The 23,890-nt window shown below is 64.6% G+C and carries 20 protein-coding genes; 16 read left to right on the top strand and 4 right to left on the bottom strand.

Annotation, left to right across the window (positions count from 1 at the left end; all coding sequences use genetic code 11):
• Positions 1-137 precede the first annotated feature (137 nt).
• Positions 138-653 carry a 3-hydroxyacyl-[acyl-carrier-protein] dehydratase FabA gene (gene fabA / locus THIDRDRAFT_RS16520; protein WP_007042028.1) on the top strand — a complete coding sequence of 172 codons (516 nt, stop codon included), beginning with the start codon at positions 138-140 and terminating at the stop codon, positions 651-653.
• 137 nt (positions 654-790) lie between these two features.
• Here fabA and THIDRDRAFT_RS16515 read toward each other — a convergent pair whose 3' ends face one another.
• Positions 791-1,696 (bottom strand): MipA/OmpV family protein, encoded by a 906-nt coding sequence (locus tag THIDRDRAFT_RS16515; protein ID WP_007042027.1) that lies wholly within the window; start codon positions 1,694-1,696, stop codon positions 791-793.
• A 205-nt stretch (positions 1,697-1,901) separates the two neighbouring features.
• On the opposite strand from THIDRDRAFT_RS16515, the gene THIDRDRAFT_RS16510 reads away from it, so the two are divergent.
• From THIDRDRAFT_RS16510 to THIDRDRAFT_RS16435, 15 genes are all read left to right on the top strand, one after another.
• A complete protein-coding gene (locus tag THIDRDRAFT_RS16510) occupies positions 1,902-2,867 on the top strand; it encodes a chorismate transformation FkbO/Hyg5 family protein (protein WP_050984749.1) in 966 nt (321 codons plus the stop codon).
• Between the two features lie 118 nt (positions 2,868-2,985).
• On the top strand, positions 2,986-3,750 hold the full coding sequence (locus THIDRDRAFT_RS16505) for a class I SAM-dependent methyltransferase (RefSeq protein ID WP_007042025.1): 765 nt from the start codon (positions 2,986-2,988) through the stop codon (positions 3,748-3,750).
• Positions 3,751-3,778: 28 nt separating this feature from the next.
• On the top strand, positions 3,779-4,048 hold the full coding sequence (locus THIDRDRAFT_RS16500; RefSeq protein ID WP_007042024.1) for a phosphopantetheine-binding protein: 270 nt from the start codon (positions 3,779-3,781) through the stop codon (positions 4,046-4,048).
• Positions 4,049-4,062: 14 nt separating this feature from the next.
• On the top strand, positions 4,063-5,391 hold the full coding sequence (locus THIDRDRAFT_RS16495) for an AMP-binding protein (RefSeq protein WP_159105425.1): 1,329 nt from the start codon (positions 4,063-4,065) through the stop codon (positions 5,389-5,391).
• Positions 5,388-5,672: an ApeI family dehydratase gene (locus THIDRDRAFT_RS16490; protein ID WP_007042022.1), complete on the top strand. Its 285-nt coding sequence runs from the start codon at positions 5,388-5,390 to the stop codon at positions 5,670-5,672. Before THIDRDRAFT_RS16495 ends, THIDRDRAFT_RS16490 begins: the two co-directional genes overlap by 4 nt.
• Positions 5,669-6,562 carry a lysophospholipid acyltransferase family protein gene (locus THIDRDRAFT_RS16485; protein WP_007042021.1) on the top strand — a complete coding sequence of 298 codons (894 nt, stop codon included), beginning with the start codon at positions 5,669-5,671 and terminating at the stop codon, positions 6,560-6,562. Before THIDRDRAFT_RS16490 ends, THIDRDRAFT_RS16485 begins: the two co-directional genes overlap by 4 nt.
• A complete protein-coding gene (locus THIDRDRAFT_RS16475; RefSeq protein ID WP_139058781.1) occupies positions 6,552-7,244 on the top strand; it encodes an outer membrane lipoprotein carrier protein LolA in 693 nt (230 codons plus the stop codon). The genes THIDRDRAFT_RS16485 and THIDRDRAFT_RS16475 overlap by 11 nt, the downstream gene beginning before the upstream one ends.
• Before the next feature lie 103 nt (positions 7,245-7,347).
• Entirely contained in the window at positions 7,348-9,702 is a 2,355-nt protein-coding gene (locus THIDRDRAFT_RS16470) for an MMPL family transporter (RefSeq protein WP_007042019.1), read from the top strand.
• 67 nt (positions 9,703-9,769) lie between these two features.
• Positions 9,770-10,960, top strand: a complete 1,191-nt coding sequence (locus THIDRDRAFT_RS16465; protein WP_040845157.1) for a beta-ketoacyl-[acyl-carrier-protein] synthase family protein — start codon at positions 9,770-9,772, stop codon at positions 10,958-10,960.
• Entirely contained in the window at positions 10,957-11,793 is an 837-nt protein-coding gene (locus tag THIDRDRAFT_RS16460; RefSeq protein WP_007042017.1) for a beta-ketoacyl synthase chain length factor, read from the top strand. Before THIDRDRAFT_RS16465 ends, THIDRDRAFT_RS16460 begins: the two co-directional genes overlap by 4 nt.
• Entirely contained in the window at positions 11,787-12,224 is a 438-nt protein-coding gene (locus tag THIDRDRAFT_RS16455; protein ID WP_007042016.1) for a hotdog family protein, read from the top strand. Before THIDRDRAFT_RS16460 ends, THIDRDRAFT_RS16455 begins: the two co-directional genes overlap by 7 nt.
• On the top strand, positions 12,221-12,940 hold the full coding sequence (gene fabG, locus THIDRDRAFT_RS16450) for a 3-oxoacyl-ACP reductase FabG (RefSeq protein WP_007042015.1): 720 nt from the start codon (positions 12,221-12,223) through the stop codon (positions 12,938-12,940). Before THIDRDRAFT_RS16455 ends, fabG begins: the two co-directional genes overlap by 4 nt.
• Positions 12,937-13,728 (top strand): glycosyltransferase family 2 protein, encoded by a 792-nt coding sequence (locus THIDRDRAFT_RS16445; protein WP_007042014.1) that lies wholly within the window; start codon positions 12,937-12,939, stop codon positions 13,726-13,728. The genes fabG and THIDRDRAFT_RS16445 overlap by 4 nt, the downstream gene beginning before the upstream one ends.
• Entirely contained in the window at positions 13,725-14,405 is a 681-nt protein-coding gene (locus tag THIDRDRAFT_RS16440) for a YdcF family protein (RefSeq protein ID WP_007042013.1), read from the top strand. Before THIDRDRAFT_RS16445 ends, THIDRDRAFT_RS16440 begins: the two co-directional genes overlap by 4 nt.
• 151 nt (positions 14,406-14,556) lie before the next feature.
• Entirely contained in the window at positions 14,557-14,988 is a 432-nt protein-coding gene (locus THIDRDRAFT_RS16435) for a DNA polymerase III subunit chi (RefSeq protein ID WP_007042012.1), read from the top strand.
• A 38-nt stretch (positions 14,989-15,026) separates the two neighbouring features.
• Here THIDRDRAFT_RS16435 and THIDRDRAFT_RS23980 read toward each other — a convergent pair whose 3' ends face one another.
• The 3 genes from THIDRDRAFT_RS23980 to parC form a co-directional block, all read right to left on the bottom strand.
• Complete coding sequence (locus THIDRDRAFT_RS23980; RefSeq protein ID WP_007042011.1) at positions 15,027-19,670, bottom strand: PAS domain-containing sensor histidine kinase; 4,644 nt, start codon at positions 19,668-19,670, stop codon at positions 15,027-15,029.
• A gap of 78 nt (positions 19,671-19,748) precedes the next feature.
• Positions 19,749-20,858, bottom strand: a complete 1,110-nt coding sequence (locus tag THIDRDRAFT_RS16425; protein ID WP_007042010.1) for a response regulator — start codon at positions 20,856-20,858, stop codon at positions 19,749-19,751.
• 407 nt (positions 20,859-21,265) lie between these two features.
• Positions 21,266-23,518 carry a DNA topoisomerase IV subunit A gene (gene parC / locus THIDRDRAFT_RS16420; RefSeq protein ID WP_007042009.1) on the bottom strand — a complete coding sequence of 751 codons (2,253 nt, stop codon included), beginning with the start codon at positions 23,516-23,518 and terminating at the stop codon, positions 21,266-21,268.
• Positions 23,519-23,890 lie beyond the last annotated feature (372 nt).

The following is a 23,890-nucleotide window of genomic DNA, read 5'->3' as shown; positions in this document are numbered from 1 at the left end:
GCGCCTGCGCGGAGACTGCGACATCCGCGCAGACGAGGTCGGGAATTCGAGACGAATGACCCACAACCTGGCAGCGATTCCGCTACGCAAGGGCATGGAAAGCCAAACGCCAACCACTTGAAGAACACAAGGATCACATGAACAAAGAAGCCTCATTCGACCGCGATCAACTCCTGGCCTGTGGCCACGGCGAGATGTTCGGCCCAGGCAATGCCCAATTGCCAACCCCGAACATGCTGATGATGGACCGCATCGCGCGCATCGCGAACTTCGGCGGCGCCAACGGCAAGGGCGAAATCATCGCCGAACTCGACGTCCGCCCCGACCTCTGGTTCTTCGAGTGCCACTTCCCCGGCGACCCCGTGATGCCCGGCTGCCTGGGTCTCGACGCGCTCTGGCAGATGGTCGGCTTCTATCTAGGCTGGATCGGCAACCCCGGACATGGACGCGCGCTCGGCGTCGGCGAGGTCAAATTCACCGGCCAGGTGCTTCCGACCGCCAAGAAGGTCACCTACCACGTCGACATAAAGCGGGTCATCAGCCGCAAGCTGGTACTCGGCATCGGCGACGGTGTCGTCCAGGTCGACGGACGTACCATCTACACCACCAAGGACCTGCGCGTCGGACTCTTCACCTCCACCGACGGCTTCTGATCGAGCCCCGTAGCCCGGATGAGGCATGAGCCGACTCCGGGGGGCACCGAATCTTGCCGAGCGTTTCCGCATCGAGCGGCGCTCGGCTTCAGGCGGCGAACAGATGCGATTCGGGAGCGGCCCTTCTGGCCCGCGCCTCACCAATCCAGACCACCCGTCTCGACCGTCCGGTCCGACCTGAACAGAAACCAGCTCACCAGGAAACCGAAGGTCACACCACTGTCGCGCCGGACCAGCGGGCTGTCGTCGAAGACGGCCCCATCGACCGAGTCGTACATGGCATAGACATTGACCAGAAAATCCTTGTGACGGTGGTAGAGGGTCCCGATCATCCGCACGCCCCCATAACCGCCGTCAGGATCGTAGGCCGCGCGCCCGGGCGTCGCGTCCCGACTGGAGACGCGGTAGAAATAGTCGTGATGGCTCTCGGTCCCAAGCATGGGACCGCCCGACAGACGCACCCGCCAGCGCTCTCCAAGCAGGTCCAGATCCTGTCGATAGGTGAGATGGGGATAGAAGGTATAACCGATGTGCTGGAGCCCGCTCCCCACGGCGAAGGCCGCGCGAACCGGCAGGTTGAGACTCAACGAACGATTCCGATCCTCGCGATCCCATAACAGATAGCGAAACATAGGGCCGATCTGAAAGGTCGGATCCAGATCGTCCATACCGCGACGCGCCGGATCGTCGCTGCTCGATGCCGGGACGGTCCCGTCCAAACTCACATCCAGCTTGATGCGCTCGGACTCGAAGAAGAGCCCACGGATGCCGTTCTCGTCCGACTTGAACACATCGCCGCGATAATAGGGCAGGACGAATGGATAGACGTAGCCATTGGACTGGCCCGCGCCGCGATAGTCGGGCAAGGTGAGTGCGCCGCCACCGAGCGCGACCTCCCACAGCGGTTCGCGCGCGGCCTGGACGGCACCCGCACCGAGCAGCACCAGGACCAAAAGCCCGCTTTCAACCGTCCTCCCAGAGCCATGCCAGGAGACCCGAACGGTCCGCCTCGCCTTACGAACGACCTCGACCAACACGCGCATTCCATCCCCCCGGACAACAGCCGCATTCAAAAACCCAACCGCCGATTACCTTGATGCGAATCAGCGCTATGCGTAGACTCCCGCCGTCCCCGTCAGGCGGCCTGGCGCAATGACGGACGGCCCAAGGAACCTGTCGAACTCACTCAGAACAGACCGCGATCATGCCAACGACAGCTCCCGCCCCAAGGCCGCGACACCGCACCAGATGATACTGTCATATCGGATCGCGGACAGTGTCGAGCCCACTCCACTCGACGCACGCACCTTCGCCCAGATTCGCTTCGGCCACCGACATCTGCGCTCGGAGGATCCGCGCGCGCTGACCGTCGGTCTCGCTCCACTAGGGCCGAGCCAACCGCTCGAGCACTGGGGCGTCGAGCGAATCGAGGATCTCGGCTGGGAGGGCGGCATGGGCTTTGTGGAAGGCGAGGACCTGATGCTGGCCCATCGACTGATCGAGGACACCGACCGCAACGCACTCGCCGCAACGACCGAGGCACTCTATACGGAGATGCTCGACCTGACGGCTCGGCGCGGCTATCCGCATCCGCTGCGCCTCTGGAACCTCGTCGAGGCGATCCACGACCCGGCCGACGGACAGGACGGCTACCGGGCGTTCAGCACCGGTCGGGCCAACGCCTTCGACCGCGCCGGATTCGGAATCGAGCGCATCCCGGCCGCCAGCGCCATCGGCACCCATTGCGGGGGGCTCCTGGTCTACGGGCTGTTCGCACGCTCGCCGGGGACGGCGGTCGAGAATCCTCGCCAGGTCCCGGCCTATCGCTATCCACCAGAGTACGGCATCCGACCACCCTACTTTGCGCGCGCCATGCGGGGCGCCGGCGGCCTGTCGGACAGGCTCTTCCTCTCGGGCACGGCGAGCGTCGTGGGACACGCCTCGAACCACCCGGATCAGCCCGAGGCGCAACTGACCGAGACGCTGCGCAATCTGGAGACGCTGATCGAGGCGACCGGAGCACCCGGAGGACGTCGCCCGGATCTGCTCCGCGTCTATGTCCGCGCCCCACACGAGATCGACTGGATCGAGCCGACCCTGCGCCACTGGTGCGGGCCGGCGACCGCGATCCAGTATCTGCGCGGCGCGATCTGTCGGCGCGATCTCGCGATCGAGATCGAGGGCGTGCTTGAGCCATGCGTCGCAGCGAACTGAACCGTCGAGCCTCCTCGGACAGGCCAGGCATGGCCTCCGGGTCCCGCCGAACCGAACCGACTCCCATGCGACGCGCCCCCATACGCCGCCTGCGTCCGCCAAGCCAAGAGCCATCGCCATGACTCGCACCAAGACGCCATCCGCCGAGCTCCCGCCCCACCCGGTCCTGGACGAACACTACGCCGGCCGCGAGCAGCGCGTTCCCTATATTCGCCAGCTCTTCGACCAGACCGCGCCGAGCTACGACCGCATCAACCGCTGGATGAGCCTCGGCACCGGCGAGCGTTACCGGCTGGAGGCACTGCGTCGCGCCGGCATTCGGACCGGAGACCGGGTGCTCGACATCGCCACCGGCACCGGGGTCCTGGCCCGACATGCCTCGGAACTGGTCGGTCCCGAGGGCACCGTCATCGCCATCGACCCCAGCCTGCCGATGCTCCAACAGGCGGGCAAACGGGGCGTCGAGAACCGCGCCTGCGGTATCGCCGAATCGCTGCCGCTCGAAGACGCCTCGGTGGACCTCATATCCATGGGCTACGCGCTACGCCATGTCTGCGATCTGAGGGTGGCCTTCGACGAATATCTTCGCGTGCTCAAGCCGGGTGGGCGACTCCTGCTGCTGGAGATGGTGCCGCCCGATTCGCCGCTGGGCTACCGTATGACACGCCTCTATCTCAAGCATCTGGTGCCCTCGCTGGCGGTCCTGGTGACAGGTCGCACGGATGCGCGACGCCTGATGCAATACTATTGGGATACGGTCGATCGGTGCGTTCCTCCCAGAACCATCGAGACCGCCCTGAAGGCATCGGGGTTCTCCGCCGTCAAGCGATCGGTCCTCCATGCCATCATGAACGAATACACAGCGCTTAAACCGGGGCTCTGACTCGGATTAGGCCTTTAAGGAAGTCAATTTGGAAACGCTTGCACCACTCGAACAAGAAGTCGCTCAACTGATCATCGAGACCCTGCATCTCGATGGCATGCAGGTCTCGGAGATCTCCCCCACCGCCCCCTTGTTCGGCGACGGCCTGGGGCTGGACTCGATCGATGCCCTGGAGCTCTCGCTGGCCGTCACCCAAACATACGGCGTGACCATCAGCTCCCAGGACCCGAACGTCCGCTCCATCTTCGCCTCGCTACGCGATCTCTGCGCCCACATCGCGGCCAACCGCACGCATTGATGGGGGATCCTCGCGTGAATGCGCTTATGCCCGCCCACCGGCGGGGAGGACCGATCGCCTGGCGAGAGGGCAGAACCATTTCGCGCGAGACATTCCTCTCCCAGGTCGCACTGATCGCAGAGCGACTACCGCCGGCGACGCACCTCATCAATCTCTGCGAGGATCGCTATCGCTTCATGCTGTCGCTGTGCGCGGCCCTGGTGCGCGACATCCCCACACTCTTGCCGCCCAACCGGCTCGACGCCACCGTGCGTGGAATCGCCGAGCGTTATCCGGGCTGCGTGACGCTCTCGGACGGCGAGGCCACGGACCCGAGCCTGCCACATCACAACATCCATGAACCGGACCCCGCGGATCTGAAACCGGCTCGCGTCCCCGATCTGTCCGATCGAGCGGACGCCATCATCGCCTTCACCTCCGGCAGCACCGGCACGCCCCAGCCGCACGCCAAGCGCTGGAGCGACCAGATGCGTTGCTCGCTGCGCGCAGCCGAACGCTTCGGCATCGGACCCGAGACCAACATCGTCGCCACCGTACCGCCGCAGCATATGTACGGCCTGGAACTCTCGGTCTTCATCCCGCTGGCGACCGGCGCCTCCGCCCATGCCGGCCGTCCCTTCTTCCCCGAGGACGTTCGTCGCGCCCTCGCCGAAACCCGCCGTCCGCGCATCCTGGTGACCACGCCCGTCCATCTGCGCGCCTGCCTCAAGGCTGGGCTGAAATGGCCCGAGATCGACCGCGTCATCTCGGCCACCGCCCCGCTCGACACCGACCTGGCGCGATCGGTCGAGTCGACGTTCTCGACCCAGGTCAACGAGATCTACGGCTGTACCGAAGCCGGGTCCATCGCCAGCCGCCGCACCGTCGCCGGTCCGATCTGGCAGTGGTACGACGGTGTCCGGGCCACCCAGCTGGACGCCGAGCGGACCCAGGTCGAGGCCGACTTCCTGCCCGGCAGCATCCCGCTCAACGACCGACTGGAGCTGATCGACGAGACCCATTTCCGGCTCCTGGGCCGAGGCAGCGACATGGTCAATATCGGCGGCAAACGCGCCTCGCTCGCCGATCTCAACCGCACGCTGAACGCCATCCCAGGCGTGCGCGAGGGCGTGATCCTGGTCCCGGACGACCGAGATCCATCGCCCAGCCGTCTCGCCGCCATCCTGGTCGCGCACGGACTCGATCGCGCCGAACTCATCGCCCGGCTGCGCGAACAGATCGACCCGGTCTTCATTCCGCGCCCCATCCTCTTCGTCGATGCCTTGCCGCGCAACGAGGTCGGCAAGACGCCCCACCAATGGCTGCTCGCACTCCTGAAATCCGAGGAGGGGCGGAAGACATGACACGCGCGATCCGATTCAGCGTCCCGGCAGATCACCCGGCACTGGCCGGACACTTCCCCGGGACCCCCATGGTTCCGGGCTCGGTGATCCTCGAACGCATCCTCGCCCTTTGCCCAACCGGCTCTAGCCATCTGGATTTCATCAAATTCCAGCATCCTCTGATCCCGGGACGCGAGGCAGAGGTCGAATTCGGCCCGGCGCGCGACGGGCGCGCACTGGATTTCCGCTGTCTCCAGAGCGGCCGAAGCATCTGTGCCGGACGTCTGACCATCACGCCATGAGCCTGCAATGGACCGCCCAACACGAGCGCGGATCGCGCGCATCGCTGCGGCTGATTCGCTGGATCGGACTGCGTCTCGGACGCCCGGTGGCCCGAGCCTTCCTTTACCCCATCACGCTCTATTTCCTCATCAAGGCCAGACCGCAGCGCATCGCCTCCCGACTCTATCTGAACCGCGCGCTCGGCCGAGCGGCGAGCCTGTTCGACGTCGCCCGTCACATCCACTGCTTCGCGGCGACCATCCTCGACCGGCTGTTTCTGCTCTCGGGCCGCGAGGACCTGCTCGATATCCGGCTGCACAACCCCGAGTGCGTCCTGGAACGCATCGACGCGGGACAGGGATTCCTGCTGCTCGGCTCGCATCTGGGCAGCTTCGAGGTGGTGCGCGCCCTGGCCATCGGACGCCGCAACCTGCCGCTCAAGGTGCTCATGGTCCCCGAGCACAATCAGGTCATCACCGAGATCCTGCACGCGCTCAATCCGCAGGCCGCCGCGACCATCATCCCGCTCGGCACCCCGGAAAGCCTGCTGCAGGTCAAGGAGAGTCTGGACCTGGGCTGCATGGTGGCACTGCTCGGCGACCGAGCCAGAACGAACGAAGGCACCCTGACCTACCACTTCATGGGCCGACCGGCACGCCTTCCGATCGGCCCCATGACGCTCGCGGCCGCGACCCGCGCACCCGTCGTGCTCTTCTTCGGGCTCTATCGCGGCGGCAACCGCTACGACGTCATCTTCGAACCCCTCACCGAGGTGATCGCCCCGAATCGCGGTCAGCGCGCCCAGGCCGTGGAGCGATGGACCCAACGCTATGCCGAGCGGCTCGAACACCACGCCCGCCAGGCACCCTACAACTGGTTCAACTTCTATGACTTCTGGGATGAAACCTGATCGGCTGGAGAACCAACCCAGATCCAGCCAAGCGTCTTGGTGTCGACCCAGCATTGGCCGCCGACGCCAACGTCCCTTGGCCGCAGTCGCCATGGCCGCCATCGGACTCCTGCTGTGCACGGCGGACCCGATCGCCGCGCCGATCGACCTGGAGACACGGATGCGCTCGCTCGCCCAGGTGACCCAGGTCGAGGCCGAGTATCGCGAGACGGTCGAGCTCTCGCTGCTCGACCAGCCACTTGAATCGCGCGGCCATCTCCGCTACCAGGCCCCCGACCATTTGAGCAAGACCAGCGACCGGGGCGATGCCGTCCATATCGATGGGGATCGCGTGGAGGTGATCGAAGGGGACAGCAAAGCCCAGTTCATGATCTCGGATCAGGCCGCTCTCGCCAGTGTCGTGCTGGCACTGAGGGCGACCTTCGCCGGCAACCTGGATCGACTGCGCAGACACTTCGAACTTGACTACCAACCCCGAACGGACAGCTGGACACTCGCGCTCACCCCGCGCGAGCGCGGTATCGGCAACATCGTCCAAACGATTCGCATCACGGGAGTCGAGAACCGGATCGATCGGCTGGAGATCGTGGAAGGCAACGGCGACCGACGCAGCATGCGACTGAGCAATCAGCGACTGCTGGCGTGCTCTGGGCCGGATAAGGACTGCCGGAGCACGCAGTGAACGCCCCAACGGCCATCGACTGGCAAGGGACACCAAACGCTTCAATCCGTTGCCCAGGTTGCAAAGCGCTCTCGCAAGAGACGAAGACCTCGAGACTGGTTTGATGGCACCCCGCATGCGCCTCCCGCGAACCGGCCCTCTGCTCGCCGTCTGGCTACTCTGCCTGCTGCTTCTGATGCTCTGGAACCTGAACCAGACGACGCTGCATCGCGACCTCTCCATGTTCCTGCCGCGCACGGCGACCCTCCAGGAACATCTGTTGCTGAACCAGTTGCGCGAGGGGATCGCCGCCAGGACCCTGCTGATCGCGCTCCAGGGCGATCTGGATCCGGAGCGTCTGGCGGACGCCAGCCGGGCACTGAGCGCCGCGCTCGATGCCAGCGGGCGCTTTCGGCGTGTCGCCAACGGTTCGGAGACCTTCGAGGCGGACGCTCTGGCGCCGGCGCTCGCGCACCGCTATCTGATCGGCCCGCGAGAACCCTGTCAGATGGATCTCGGCACGGAAGGTCTGCGTCGTGCGCTCGAACGGCGCCTGGATGAGCTGGCCGGTCCCATGCCGCCGATCGACACATCGCTCATCGCCCGAGACCCGACCGGCTGCTTGCGCGCCTTGCTGCTCGGACTGAAACCGCCCACCAGACCACACCAGCGGCACGGCGTCTGGGTCTCACAAGACGGTCGCGAGGCATTGCTGCTGGCCGAGACGCGCGCCCAGGCATCGGACCTGGCGGCCCAGGCCGAGGCCGTCACAGCCGTTCGAACCGGATTCGCCGCGCTCGCCGACAGCGCGCAGCTGCATCTGGCGATCAGCGGACCGGGCTATTTCGCCATCGGATCGCAGGAGACCATCCAGACCCAGACGACCTGGCTCAGCGCCGCCGCGTCACTGGTGGTTGCGACCCTGCTGTTCGCCGCCTTCCGCTCGCCGCGACTGGTGCTGATCGGCGCCTTGCCGCTGGCGACCGGCATCCTGATCGGCACCACCGCCGTCGTCCTGACCTTCGGCTCCATCCAGGGCATCACCCTGGCACTCGGCGTAACCCTCATGGGTGTGGCGATGGACTACCCGGTGCACATCTTCGTGCACACCGAGCGCCGGGATGGGGACATCGGAGGCCTGAGCGGGATCGGGCCGAGCCTGCTGCTCGCGGTCGTCACCACGGTCTGCGGATACGCGGCCCTGGCATTGGCCGAATTCGAGGGACTGGCCCAGCTGGGGGTGCTCGCCGGAGCCGGGCTGGCCAGCGCCGCTGCCTGCTCCAGGTTTCTGCTGCCAGCCCTGCTCCCGGAGCCTTACCGTTGGAAGGCGCCCAGTGCCCTGCCCGGCCTGCTCGACCGTCTACCGACCCTCGACAGCTGCCCCGCCCGTCTCATCGCGCTCGGCCTGACCGGACTCCTGACCGCGCTGCTGGCGCTTCATCCAGATCCCTGGAGCAGCGATCTCTCGCGTCTCAGCACGGTCCCCAGGTCCGAGATCGCCCTGGACCAACGTCTGCGCGCCGAGCTGGGCGCACCCGAGGTGGCGCAGATCCTCTTCGTCGTCGGCACGAATCCCGAACAGGTGCTGCAACGCATCGAGTCATCGAGCACCGAACTGAATCGACTGGTCGACGCCAGCCTCATCGCCGGCTTCGACACACCCACGCGGATCCTGCCCAGCCAAGCCACCCAGCGCGCCCGTCAATCCGAGCTACCGACCCGGGACCAGCTGCAACGGCGACTCGATCAGGCCGTCGCCGGGCTGCCATTTCGCACCGGTGCCTTCGCGCCCTTTCTGGACGACCTGGATCTGGCGCACGCCCAGACGCCGCTGACACCGGATGACCTGAAAGGAACGCCCATCGGCGAACGACTTGAGACGCTGCTCCAGCCCTTCGACGCTGAATGGGTGGGACTCATCCCGTTGATCGGAGCCGATCATCCGGCGGCCATCGCCGCGCTCCAGTCGCTCGATCCCGCCAGCGGATTGCGCTATCTCGACCTGCGCGAGACCAGCGCCGGACTGATCGACCGTTTCATCCGGGAGACGCTGAACAGTCTGACGCTCGCCGCCGCGCTCATCGGCGTACTCATCTGGCTCGGTGTCCGCCGTCAGGGACGCACACTGAGGGTGATCCTGCCCATCGCCCTGACCCTCGTCCTCGACTACGGCCTGCTGCTGGCCATCGAAGGCGCGATCAACCTCTTCCATCTGGTTTCTCTGCTGTTGGTGCTCGGACTCAGCATCGATTACAGCCTCTTTCTCAGCCGCCGATGCGCGGATCCGGCCGAATCCGCGCGGGCCGCCTTCGCCGTCGCCCTCTCGGCACTCTCGAGCCTGCTCATGTTCGGACTGCTCGCCCTGTCCAGCATCCCGGTGCTGCACGCCATCGGTCTCACCACCGCGCTCGGCATCGGCTTGGCGCTGCCGGCCACCTTCCTGTTGGCACGCCCTCGACGGCCGAGTCTGAGCGGTTGAGGCGCGAGCACAAACTGCTATGATGCGCGCCGAACGTGTTTGTCTTTCCGTGCAGAGTCAGATGTCTATCGAGCCCCTCAGCGTCACCGCCTTCACTCTCGTCAACGCACTGGGACTCGGATGCTCGGCCTCGCTGCAGGCGCTCCGCGAGGCGCGTTCGGGCCTGACGCACTGCGACCTCCCCGGCATTGCGCTCGACACCTGGATCGGACGCGTCCCCGACCTCGAATCGGCCCCATTGCCAGACGGACTCCAGGCGTTCGACTGCCGCAACAACCGGCTCGCCAACCTGACGCTCCAACAGGACGGATTCGATCGCGAGGTCGAGCGTGTCCGCGCGGGCTACGGACCCGAGCGCATCGGTCTCTTTCTCGGCACCAGCACCTCGGGCCTGGAACATACCGAGGCGGCCTACCGCCGTCGCACCCTGTCCGGCAACGAGGATCTGGGCGACGACCTGCGCTTCGATCAAACCCACAGCAACTTCTCGCTCGGCGCCTTCTGCCGCACCCGACTGGGGATCAGCGGCCCGACCCAGGTCGTCTCGACCGCCTGCTCGTCGAGCGCCAAGGTCTTCGCAACCGCCAGCCGTCATCTGCTGTCGGGACTCTGCGATGCCGCCATCGTCGGCGGCACCGACACGCTCTGTTCCACCACGCTCCATGGATTCGCCTCGCTGGAGCTGCTCTCGCCTCATCCCTGCCAGCCCTGGGGGCGCGACCGGCGCGGCATCTCGCTCGGCGAGGGCGCCGGATTCGTGCTGCTCGAACGCCTCCCACCCAGCCCGAGCCGTCCCGCGCTGCTCGGCTACGGCGAGAGCAGCGACGCGCATCACATCTCGTCGCCCCATCCGAACGGATTGGGCGCCGCGCTGGCCATGCGCGCCGCACTCGATCGTGCCGGCCTCCCCCCCGAGGCGATCGACTATCTCAATCTGCACGCGACCGGAACCCCGGCCAACGACCGTGCCGAGGATCGGGCCATCGCCCAATGTTTCACCCGCCCGCCGCGCGCCAGCGGCACCAAAGGCTGGACCGGACACACGCTGGGTGCCGCCGGGGTAACCGAGGCGGTCATCTGTCTGCTGGCGCTGAAACAGGGCTTCCTGCCCGCCAACCTCAATCGTGGCGTCCAAGATCCGGATCTGGCACTGGACGTCCTGGAGACGGGCCTCGAATTCAGCCCCCAGATCGTCATGACCAACGCGTTCGGCTTCGGAGGCACCAACGCCTCGCTCGTCCTGGGGTATCCGCGATGATCCCCCCGATCTTGATCCGATCGATCGGTGTCATTGCACCCGGCCTGACCGACTGGACCACGACTGCGGCCATCCTGCGCGGCGAGATCCAGTACCAGCCGGCCCCACTGCCGCCGCTCGCCCCCCTGCTGCTGCCGCCCAACGAGCGCCGCCGCGCGACGCCGCCGACCCGTCTGGCGATGGAGGCGGCGCGACAGGCGATCGAGCCGATCGCGGCGGATCTCACCCATCTGCCCAGCGTCTTCGCCTCCTCGGATGGCGACCTGAGCCTGATCGACCGGCTCTGTGAGGGCATCGCACAACAACCGGTCGCGCTCTCGCCGACCCTCTTCCACAACTCGGTGCACAACGCCGCAGCCGGATACTGGTCGATCGGCAGCGGCTGTATGTCCCCATCGACCAGCCTGGCAGCGGGCGACGCCACACTGTCCGCCGGGCTTCTGGAGTGCGCCACACAGCTCGCGACCGAGTGCGACGAGATCCTGCTGGTGGCCTACGACCTTCCCGGACCGCCGACGCTCGACATCCATCGGCATTTCGAGACACCGTTCGCCTGCGCCTTGCTGCTCGCACGGGACCGGAGCCAGACCGCGCTGGCGCGCATGGCGCTCGATCCAATAACGGCCCCCGATCCGCAAGGAGAGGACGAAACGCATGCACTGTCCCCGGCGTTGGAGTCCATGCGTGCGGGCAATCCGGCCGCACGCGTTCTGCCGCTGCTACAGGCCATCGCCCAGCAACGCGCGGGCAAGGTGCGGCTGCCCTATCTCGACGGTGCCGTTCTGTCTGTCGACCTTGGATTTCAACCCATGCCGAGTGAAGCTCCATGCTGAGCGACGCGCTGCGCGCGCTCATCCCGCACGCGGGCGACATGTGCCTCATCGACGAGGTGCTGTCCTGGGACGCCGATGGACTGATCGCTCGAACGCACTCGCACCGAGGAACCGACAACCCGCTGCGAACCGATGGGGTCATTGCAGTAGCCCACGTCATCGAATATGCCGGACAGGCCTGCGCGTTGCACGGAGGGCTTCGAGCGCGCGCACGGGGAGCCCCGCCGACTCCAGCCCTATTGGTCGCAGCATCCCAGGTCGAGCTCCCGTCCGATCCGCTCTCGGATCTGGACGGCTCGCTGGAAATCCGGGTGACGCGGCTTCATGGATCGGAGCAGGACGCTATCTATCGCTTCGAAATACAGGACGGCGAGCAGCGACTGTCCAGCGGTCGCCTCACCGTCATGGCGCAACGCCAGGAGACAGAATGAAACGGGCACTGGTCACGGGCGCAACCGGCGAGATCGGGTCCCGCATCGCGCGCCGACTGGCCGCCGAGGGGCTCCGAGTCCATGTCCACACCCATCGCCGGATGGAGCGTGCAGAGGCATTGGTCGAGGAAATCGCAGCCGCTGGCGGGAACGCATCCACCGTGAGCTTCGACGTCACCGACCCGGAGGACAGCAAGCGTGCGTTGGACGACCTGTTGAGCGAAGGCCCGATTCAGGTCCTGGTCAACAATGCAGGCATCCATCGCGACGCCCCTATGGCCGGAATGGACTTCATACATTGGAAGTCCGTCGTCGACGTCTCGTTGAGCGGCTTCTTCAACGTCACCCAGCCGCTGCTGCTGCCCATGATGGGCACCCGCTGGGGACGCATCGTCAACATCTCATCCATCTCCGGGGTGCTCGGCAACCAGGGACAGACCAACTATGCCGCGGCCAAGGCCGGTCTGCACGGTGCCACCAAATCGCTCGCGCGCGAGCTGGCCAAGCGCGGGATCACAGTCAATGCCATCGCGCCCGGCATCATCGACAGCGAATCGACCCGAGCACTCTTCGACCGGGCCGCCATCGAGCGACTGGTCCCCATGCGCCGCGCGGGGCGTCCCGAGGAGGTTGCCGATCTGGTCGCCTATCTGGTCTGCGGCGACTCGGGCTATCTATCGGGCCAGGTCATCTGTCTCGATGGAGCCATGACATGAACCGCATCTGGGTGGTGGTACCGGCCTTCAACGAGGCCGCGAGCATCCGCGATATCTGTCTGCGGGTGCTGGAGCAACCGATCGAACGGCTGGTCGTGGTCGACGACGGTTCGACCGACGGCACCGCCGCCGCCATCGCCGACCTGCCGCTCATCCGTCTGAACAACCCGGACAATCAAGGCAAAGGCGCCAGCCTGCTGCGCGGAATGCGGCACGCCCGGGCGGCTGGTGCCAGCCACATCATCAGCATCGACGCCGACGGACAGCATCGACCCGAGGACATCCCCCGCCTCACCGCCCGAGCGCAGGAGTACCCGGAGCGCATCCTGATCGCGGCGCGTCTGCACAGTCGCGAGCAGGCACCACCGCTGCGCCGCTTCGCCAATGCATTCGCCGACTTCTGGATCTCCTGGGCCTGCGGACAGGCCATCCGCGACACCCAGTCGGGATTCCGGCTCTATCCGGGACCGCTCGTCGACCGACTCGCCACCAACCCACGCCCGGACGCCGGATTCGCCTTCGAGAGCGAGATCCTGATCGACGCCGCTCGCCAAGGCTATTTCACCTTCGCCATCCCTATCGCGACCCTCTACCATCCGAACGCCCGTCCCAGCCATTACCGCGCCTTCAAGGACACGTCGAGCATCGTACGCATGGTTGCCGCCAAGCTGGCGCGCCGCAGCTTCTACCCGCTCGGTCTCTGGCGTTCGCTCATGCGCCTGCCTCCGCCACAGCTACGCCAGGACCTGCAGCCACTTGAAGAGCAGCGCGAGGGCAGTTCACCGTGACGCCCAATCCGCGCCAGCTCGACTGGGACGGACTCTTCACCATCACACTGACCGTCGCCGTCGTCCTTGCGACCTTCGGACTCGCCTATCTCTACTGGCTGAAACGCGTGATCGGGACCGCCCGAGCAGTCCACGCCTCACGTACGGAAAACAGCGGCTGGCTGGTGGTACCGGGCAAGCGCCTGATCGGCAATCGACCCGACGCCGATTTCCGCCAACGGCTCGATCGTGCAGCAACCCTCGCGCGCCCACCGTTCGCCGGACGACTGGCCATCCTTGGGGGCAGGACGGCGAATGCTACCCTCAGCGAGGCGCAGGCCGGGGCCGACTATCTAGAACTCAGCGTGATAAATCCAGACCTGTCATTGATTCTGGAAGGTCAATCGCGCAACACGCTCACCAACCTGCGCAATTTGCGCGAGCTGGCCAACCGGGAAAACGACCGTCAGGCGCGATTCCTGATCGTCTCGAACCGCTACCACCTGGCCCGGCTCGGGCTCATGGCCGCCAGCCTGGGACTTCGCCATCGGCTGGAACCGGCCGAGCCACGACTGAGCCATCGAGCAGCGACCCTCGTCCAACTGGCGCGCGAGGGCTTCTTCTGTCTCTGGTTCGTGGTCGGGAAGGAATGGGCGACCATAACCCGCAACCGGCGCATGTTGGCGCGCGTGACATGATGGGGGGGGGAAGCTTCCAGCCTCCAGCCTTCAGCTTCCAGCAGTGGCTAGATATGAGCCGCATCCGCAGCTGTGAAGTCTGGCTGGAAGCTGGTCGCTGGAGGCTGAAAGCTTCCCCTCAAGCAATCCTCACGACCCACGAGCGACGTCAATGCCCCAAATCGACTTCTACAGCCTGAAACCCACGAGCCGAGGCGACCGTTTCCAGGTCGCCTGCCGTCTGGCGGAACGCATCCGCGCCCAGGATCTGCGCCTGCTCATCCACTGCCCGAACCGCGATGAGGCACGCCATCTCGACCGACTGCTCTGGACCTATCGTGAGGACAGCTTCCTGCCGCATGGACTGGTCGGCAAGGTCGATCAGGAACTGACCCCCATTCTGATCGCCGAGGACGGACGTCCCGAGACGGAGGTCCAGGTACTGCTCAACCTGGGCCGAGAGGTGCCCGGATTCTTCACGCGCTTCGATCGGGTCTGCGATCTGGTCGATCTGGACCCCACCCTGCGCGCCGCCGGTCGCGATCGATTCAGGTACTACCGCGACCAGGGACATCCGCTGAGACATCATCAGATTCAGCTCTAGCGCATGAGCCAACGCCGGAAGTGCGAATAAATTCGCACCTACTTGGCGGGCAGATCGGGATCGACGAGATGCCGTGCCGCGCGCAGGGCCGCCAGGGCGAAATCGAAATCGAAACTCTCGATTTGGCTCATCAGACCATCGAAGGTCTCGCCGAGCCCCTCGCGCAGCAACAGGCGCGAATCGCGAGCGAACTGCACAGCCCGGCTGTCGTCCTCCAACAAGAGCGTCTCCAGTTCGTTCAAAACGGAATGCAGACGCTCCGAATCGGCGACGACCGATTCGAACGTGCTCGAACGCTCGCCGAACGTCTCGATCGACTCCACCAGCCGCTTCATGACCAGATCCGCCTCGCGGATACTCGCTTCGAGATCCTCCTTGTCCGCGCCTTGGCGCAACGCAGTCTCGATCCCGGCGGCCAATCCCGACAACCGATCGGCCCCAAGGGTCGCCGAGGCCCCCTTGAGCGCATGGGCAAGCCGGCGCGCCTCGTGCATTTCTCCAGCCTCCAGGAATGCAGAGAGCCGCTCCATATCTGCGCCGTGGGACTGGGCAAAAAGTCCGAGCAAACGCCGATAGACCCGCGTCTGTCCGCGTACTGCGGCCAGTCCGCGCACCGTATCGAGCCCCTCGATGCCAACGAACGAGTCGACCGCACCAGCCGCTGCTGACTCAGCATCCACCGGCATCCCATTGGATGCATCGGCCTCGCCGGCATCCTGACTCAGCCATTTCACTAGACTCGCGTAGAGCGCACTCGGCTCGACCGGCTTGGGGACGAAGTCGTCCATGCCCGCGCGCAGACAGGCCTGACGATCCTCATCGAAGGCGTTGGCCGTCATCGCTAGAATCGGTCGGCCAGCATGGGTACCTGCGGCACGAATCCGACGGGTGGCCTCCAAGCCGTCCATGACAGGCATCTGAACGTCCATCAACACCAATGCATAGTCACCGCTCCCGACCCGTTCGACCGCCTCCTGACCGTTCTCTGCGATGTCCACCGAGAGCGAGACGGCATGGAGCAGCTCCAGCGCAACCTCCTGGTTAATGAAGTTGTCCTCCACGAGCAGCAGACGCGCCCCGGAATAGCGCGCTCGCAATACGGCGTCGGCGTTGTCCCGCTCGCTCGGCTTCGCCTCCGCAGAAACGGCATGGCCCAGCCCGAGCCTAGCGGTAAACCAAAACGTACTTCCACGTCCCTGCTCGCTGGCCACACCAGCATCGCCACCCATGAGCAGCGCCAGACGACGCGTGATGGCGAGCCCCAATCCGGTTCCGCCATGCTTGCGCGTGGTCGAGACGTCGGCCTGAGCGAAGGGCGAGAAGAGACGGGGCAGCTCCGAGGAAGCGATCCCGATCCCGCTATCGCTGACTTCGAACCGAACCAGACACGCATATTCGCGTTTCTCCACCAGACGACAGCGCAGCAAAATACGCCCCTGATCGGTAAATTTGATGGCGTTACCGACATAGTTGAGCAGCGCCTGACGCAGTCGAGTCGGGTCGCCCCGCAGCCATTTGGGTACGTCGCCCGGATCCACCTCGATCGCCACGCCCTTGGAGCGCGCCTGATCGGCGATCATGGAGCAGGCGTTATCGAGGATGCTGGACAGGGCGAAATCGGTCTGTTCCAGTTCCAGCCGACCGGACTCGATCTTGGAGAGATCCAGGATATCGTTCACGATCGATAGCAGGTGCTGGGCGGCCGAATCGATCTTGGCGAGACGATCCGCCTGCTCGTGCGTGACGCCGCCCTGACGCAGTAGAAAGGTCAGTCCCACGATGGCGTTCATGGGGGTGCGAATCTCGTGGCTCATATTGGCCAGGAAGGTGCTCTTGGCGCGGTTGGCCGCCTCGGCCTCCTCACGCGCCGCCTCGCGCGCGCGTTCGGTCTCTTTCTGGGCACGGATATCGCGCGAGAATCCGACCGTCCCCCAAACGCTGCCGTCGTCATCGAGCACGGGCGCCTTGAGGGTCTCGTTGAAGGATTCGGACTGGTTCGGAAAGGACTCCTCGACCGTGATGCGCTGCCCCGATGCCATCACCCTGTCGTCGTCCGCTCGATAGCGCTCGGCAAACGAAATCGGCCAGAGATCCAGGTCTGTCTTGCCGATAAGCTCATTGATGGGCCGCTCCATCGCCTCGCCCATCGCCCGGTTCGCCGCCAGGAAACGTCCGTCGCGGTCCTTCAACCAGATCATGTGTGGGATATTGTCGATGATGGCGCGCAGTGACTGACTCTGACGTCGCAGCTCGGCGGTGCGTGTATCGACCAACTCCTCGAGATGATGCCGGTAACGTTCGATCTCCTGGCTCGCGCGCTTCATCTCCGTGACATCCTGTATGGACCCACGCACCTTCACCATCCGTCCATCCTCATAGACCGGACGCCCGATGTTCCGGACCCATTTGACCTGCCCGTCCGCCGCGTGCAGCTCCAGCTCCAGATCGTAGGCTTGACCCTGGCTCACGACCGCCTCGATCGCCGCCTCGACCCGATCGCGTTGCTCGCCCTCGAAAAAGCTCAATCCCAATTGCAAATTCGTCGGATGATCGGGATCCAGGCCATGGATATGGGCAACCTCGTCCGTCCAGGTGCCCTCACCGGTCACCAAATCGAACTCCCAGGCACCGATGTGAGCGATGGAGCTCATCTCGGCCAGGAGCTGGTTGGTGTCGCGCAGCAACTGTTCGGCACGTCTGCGATCGGTGATATCGCGGCAGATACAGAGGACGAGGTTATCCACCCCCCAGACGACACTGCTGGTGCTGACCTCGACGTCGTACTCCGAGCCGTCCTTGCGACGATGACGGGATTCGAATTGGACGTGCGGACTGGAGTGGTCGACGAACCGCTCACGAATCTCCCGCTCCGAAAAACGCGTATCGATATCCCAAATTCCCAGACCGACCACCTCCTGGGACGCATAACCCAGCATCTCGGCGAAACGTCCGTTGGCCTCGATGATCCGATAGGACTGATCCAGAACCAGGATGCCATCGCGCGAGCTTTCGATCAGCGCCTGACGACGCGCCGTCTCCTCGGAGAGTTCACGATTGATGCGGTCGAGTTCGGTGATGTCGCGCGAGACGCCGAACATCCCGATGACGGTTCCCTGGGCGTCGAGCAACGGCCCCTTGATGGCCAAAAAGGCGCGTGGACCCTGAGCCGTGTCCAGATATTCGTGGAAGCTCTGGATGCAGCCGGCCTCGATCACCGAACGGTCGTGCTGACGAATCCGGGCGCTCTGCTCGGACGAAAAGAGCGCGTCGTCGGTGAAACCGACGACCTCTTCCGAGGCGCGACCGACGAAATCCGCCGCCGCCTGATTGAAGAGGATGTAGCGACCCTCAAGATCCTTCGCAAAGATGGCATCGCTGGAGCCGTCGACGATCGCGTCGAGCAGATTCAGCGCGTTCAGTCGCTCGCTCTGGGACCTGTGCAGCCGCTCGGCCCATTCGAGCTGCTGACGCTGGCGCAGCATGAAGGCACCGCTGGTGACCATGAGAAGCGCCAACAGACCTGCGAGCGCGATCCAGATCCCACTCCCGACCGCATCGGCATAGACCTCGGCGAGATCGACCTTGACCAGCAGGATCCAATCGGTCCAAGGCACCGCCATCGCATAGCCCATGGCGGGGGCGCCGCGATAGTCCAACCCCTCGAGACCGGTTCCCAACAGTCGACCGTTCCGTCCGTACCTGGCCGCCAGCAGTCGCTCGTCCTTCAAGGGCAGATAAAACAGACCGGCGTCATCGTCCCGATGACGCAGCGGATTGAGAAACTGGACCTGATCCCCCTCCACCCGAAACAGCAGCGTCTCACCGGTTTGGGTCGGCAGCGGCCAGATCTGAAGAGCGGGATAGAGATAGGCGGCCGGATCGCTATGCAACACCACGACCAGGCCCGGAGTGTCTGCGGACTCAGCCGGTAGCGGGACGATGAAATCCAGATGCACACGACCCTCCCGATCCCAATAGGGTCCGAACAGCGAGATGGCCTGAGACGTGGATGCCTCTCCGATAACGCGCACCAGACGCGACGACAGCGGATGCGATAGCGGTTCGGAGGCCAAGAGTACCTCGCCCTTCAGATCTGTCACCACCACATTGGAGATGGAGTTCAGATGGGAAAACTCGCGCATTCGGTCGAGCAGATGCATGTTACCGACCACCGCCTCACCCTGCTCCAGGCCCAGCAGGAGGGATCGATCAGATCCGCTCATGCTGGAGCGTAGAAACTCGGCGTCTCCATGACGCTCGTCCAGCCAGTCGGCCAGCTGCGTGGTCTTGAGCTCGGCAATCGTTTTCAGGTTCTCGGCCGTGCTCTCCTTGTGCTGCCGAACATCGAGCAGGATGGCCCCCACCGTGAAGGAGAGGACGGCGACGGAGAGCAGGACCATCGGCAGGGTCAGAGAACCCTGGGGTTCGTTTCCCGATCCGACGAAAGGACGCCGGAACATACGCCTCATGACGACATAGAGCAGTCCGCTGCTGACGATCACGAAAACGCCACCCTTGAGGCTGCTAATCAAAATGAAGCGGCCCGGCGTTTTGAGCAGCCAGCCCAGCAACGGATCGGAAAAGAGGATCCAAGCGCCAGCGAAGACGGCATAAACGAGAACGACCAGGACAATGCCGCCCCGGGGGATATGGGATATCTGCGAATCCGAATCGCTGCTCATGAACTCTCCATGCGCTCATCCCGCACCAAGACGCTCTTGCGTACCCATCCTGTGCCGGCACGCAAGAACCGGCGACGATCAACCCAGCGAGACCTTCTCGGTTTCAGTGTAGCGTTTGGCGATCTCGCGGAACTCGTCGTAGGCCTGAGAAAAGGCGTCGGTGACGTCCGGATCGAAATGGCTGCCGCGCCCGGCGAGGATGATGTCCCGAGCCTCTTGAAATGTCATGGGCGGCTTATAGACACGCGGTGAGATGAGGGCATCGAAGACATCGGCAAGTGCCATCAGTCGGGCCGAAATGGGGATATCGTCGCCGGCCAAGCCGTCTGGATAGCCGGTTCCATCCCAGCGCTCATGATGATAATGCGCGATATCCTTGGCCAGCACGAGGAATTCGACCGGCCGGTCGACATCGCGCTCGGCGTATTCGATGGCATCGCTGCCGAGCTTGGCGTGGGTCTTCATGATCGTCCACTCCTCCGGGGTCAGCTTTCCGGGCTTCAGCAGGATATGATCCGGAATGCCAACCTTGCCGATGTCGTGCAAGGGGGCCGATTTGAACAATTGCTCGATGATGTGGTCGGTGAGGAAATGGGCAAACTTGGGATGATGACGCAACCGGTTCGCCAAGGCGCGCACATAGCCCTGGGTGCGGCGCAGATGGTTGCCCGTCTCAGGATCGCGAATCTCGGCCAGATGTGCCAAGGCATGAATACTGACATCCTGGACCAGCAGATTCTCCTTCATGCGCCGCAGCAGCTCGCCCTCCAGATAGCTGTTCTGATTCCTGAGCCAATCGCGGGCCTGCTTGAGTTCGAGCTGAGTACGCACGCGTGCACGCAGGATGGGCGGGACGATCGGCTTGGCGATGTAGTCCACGGCACCGACGTCCAGGCCGTGGATCTCGGCATCGGTACTATCCATGGCGGTGACGAAGATCACGGGGATGTCACTGGTGCGCTCGTCGCTGCGCAAACGCGAGAAGACCTCGTAGCCGTCAATGCCGGGCATCATGACGTCGAGCAGGATGATGTCCGGTCGCGGTGGAGTGGCAACGACACGCAACGCCTTTTCGCCAGAGGTCGCCGCACGCACTCGATACTCGGGTTGCAAAAGCTCGCTCAGGACCGTGAGGTTCTCCGGCGAATCATCGACGATCAGAATTGTCGGCAATGCTGCATCCGTCATCCGAATTGCTCCTGAGCATGCGCTCATTGTGCGTCCGCGCGGCTGGATCGAGAGCCCTGCCACCGAGTGAAGATCGCGCGCATAACGTGCTTCCCCGGAGCCGTGCCGAAACGCCCTGGCCCGAATCCGGACCAAGACAGTCCCCAGAAAAGAACCTCCCCGTAGATGCGGATGCAGCGAGCGCGCGAACCGCATCTTTCGCAACCGATGCGGTGTGTTCCCGCCACGTTCTACGAGTCGGTACAGTCTTTCGATGAAACCGCCTCAGGCATCCTCTCCATTATAGAAAAGGCGGCCAGCGCGGAAGCCCAAAGGGGCAAGGCCCGACCGCGCGAGAACGCATGGAACGCCAGCCTACAGGCATCGCGCCTTGTTGTTCGCGCAACGCGCAGAAAGCGAGATCCACATCACGGATCCTGGAGTGCGACGGTCTCCAATGCATCGACCCGCTGAAATCCGCGCGACAGCAGACGTCCGCGACGCCCACGCTCGCCCCGATACGTCTCCAGGTCGGCCGGCTTGAGGGTCAGGGTGCGTTTACCCGAGTGCACGACCAAACTGCCTCCCTCGGGCACCACGGCGAGCGCGATCATCCGCTCGTCGGCGGCGGCCGGAAGCGCGAGGATCTTGTTACCCTTGCCACGCGCCATCTCGGGCAGCTCGGTCACCGGGAAGACCAGCAGATGTCCGCCGCTGGTCACGGCCGCCAAGCGCGCCCCGGCCGAGTCGCCCACCGAAACCGGCATCAAGACCCCCGCCCCCTTGGGCAAGGTCAGCACCGCCTTGCCAGCCTTGGGCTTGGCCAGCAGGTCCTCGAACCGGGCGATGAAGCCATAGCCGGCATCGCTGGCAAGCAGATAGCGCGCCTCGGGCCGGTCGCCCAGCACGGCGACGAATCGCGCCCCCTGTGGCGGATCGAGCCGGCCCGTCAAGGGCTCACCCTGTCCGCGCGCCGAGGGCAGCGTGTGCGCCGCAAGCGAATAACTACGCCCGGTGGAGTCCAGGAAGACGGCGGTCTGATTGCTGCGCAGCCGCGCCGCCCCGAGGAATTGGTCGCCCGAGCGATAGCTCAGCCCCTCGGCATCCACGTCGTGCCCCTTGGCCGCGCGCACCCACCCCTTCTCGGACAACACGACCGTCACCGGCTCGCTCGGCGCCAGCTCGGTCTCGTCGATCGCGCTGGCGGCCGTCCGGACGATCAGTGGCGAGCGACGATCATCGCCATACTTCTCGGCATCGGCGGCGATCTCGTCGCGGATCAAGCGGTTGAGCGCCTTAGCATCGCCCAGTAGACGTTCCAGTTCGGCTCGCTCGACGGCCAGCGCATCCTGTTCGCCCCGGATCTTCATCTCCTCAAGCCGCGCCAACTGGCGCAGACGGGTATTGAGGATGTACTCGGCCTGGTCGTCGCTCAGACCGAAACGCTTCATCAAAACCGGCTTGGGCTCGTCCTCGGTCCGGACGATACGGATCACCTCGTCGAGATTGAGGAAGGCGATCAACAGCCCTTCCAGGAGGTGCATGCGCTCCAGCACCTTTTCCAGGCGGTGCTGCAGACGACGGCGCACGGTCTGGGTGCGGAAGACGAGCCACTCGGCCAGCATCTCGCGCAGATCCATAACGCGCGGACGGCCATTGAGCCCGATCAGATTCATGTTGACCCGATAGCTGCGCTCTAGGTCGGTGGTCGCGAACAGGTGCGACATAAGACGCTCGACGTCCACCCGGTTCGAACGCGGCACGATAACCAATCGGATCGGATACTCATGGTCGGACTCGTCGCGGAAGTCCTCGATCATGGGCAGCTTCTTGGCATTGAACTGGGCCGCGATCTGCTCCAGCACACGACTGCCCGAAACCTGATGGGGCAAGGCCGTGATGACGATATCGCCGTGCTCCATCTCATAACGGGCGCGCTGCTTCACGCTGCCGCCGCCGGTTTGGTAGAGCTTGAGCAGATCCTCCGGCGGGGTGACGATCTCGCCCGAGGTCGGAAAATCCGGCCCCGGCACGAAACGCATCAGATCGGTCACGCTCGCCTCTGGATGGTCGAGCAGATGGATGCAGGCCCGCGCGATCTCTCTGAGGTTGTGCGATGGGATGTCGGTGGCCATGCCGACCGCGATGCCGGTGGTGCCGTTGAGCAGCAGATTGGGCAGACGCGCTGGTAGCAGCAGCGGCTCATTCAGGGTGCCGTCGAAGTTCGGCTGCCAATCCACCGTGCCCTGCCCCAGCTCACCGAGCAGAAGCTCGGCATAGGGCGTCAGGCGCGATTCGGTATAGCGCATGGCCGCGAACGACTTAGGATCGTCGGACGAACCCCAGTTGCCCTGTCCGTCGACCAGCGGATAGCGATAGCTGAAGGACTGGGCCATGAGCACCATGGCCTCGTAGCAGGCCGAATCGCCATGCGGATGAAACTTGCCGAGCACGTCGCCGACGGTCCGGGCCGATTTCTTGAATTTGGCCGCCGCCGACAGCCCCAACTCGGACATGGCGTAGAGAATGCGCCGTTGAACCGGCTTAAGCCCATCGCCCAGATACGGCAGGGCACGATCGAGAATGACGTACATGGAATAGTCCAGGTAGGCCTTCTCGGTGAAATCCTTCAGTGGGAGTCGTTCGAGACCCTCGGCGTTGTAGGTCAGGGTTTCCGTCATGGTTGATTCATGGATCCGATCGCAAACAGGGCGGGCATGATGCGGCAAGGCGCCGCGAAGGACAAACTGTGGGGTAGCTACCAGCTACCAGCTACCAGCTACCAGATACCAGCTACCAGCTACCAGCTACAGCTACCAGCTACCAGCTACCAGCTACCAGCTACCAGCTACCAGCTACCAGCTACCAGCTACCAGCTACCAGCCTTTGGAATGTGTGAATTTAACCGGGGTTCCCGGTTAAATTGAGCAAAAATAATTGCTGGCCGCTGGTCGCTGGTCGCTTTCAACCCAAGGCGTATCCCGCATCCACGCTCAACGTGGCACCGGTCACCAGACGCGCCTGCGGCGAGGCCAGGAACAGCACAGCATCGG

This window comes from Thiorhodococcus drewsii AZ1 (assembly GCF_000224065.1).
GTDB lineage: Bacteria > Pseudomonadota > Gammaproteobacteria > Chromatiales > Chromatiaceae > Imhoffiella > Imhoffiella drewsii.
This window is presented reverse-complemented; position numbering and strand designations above follow the sequence as displayed.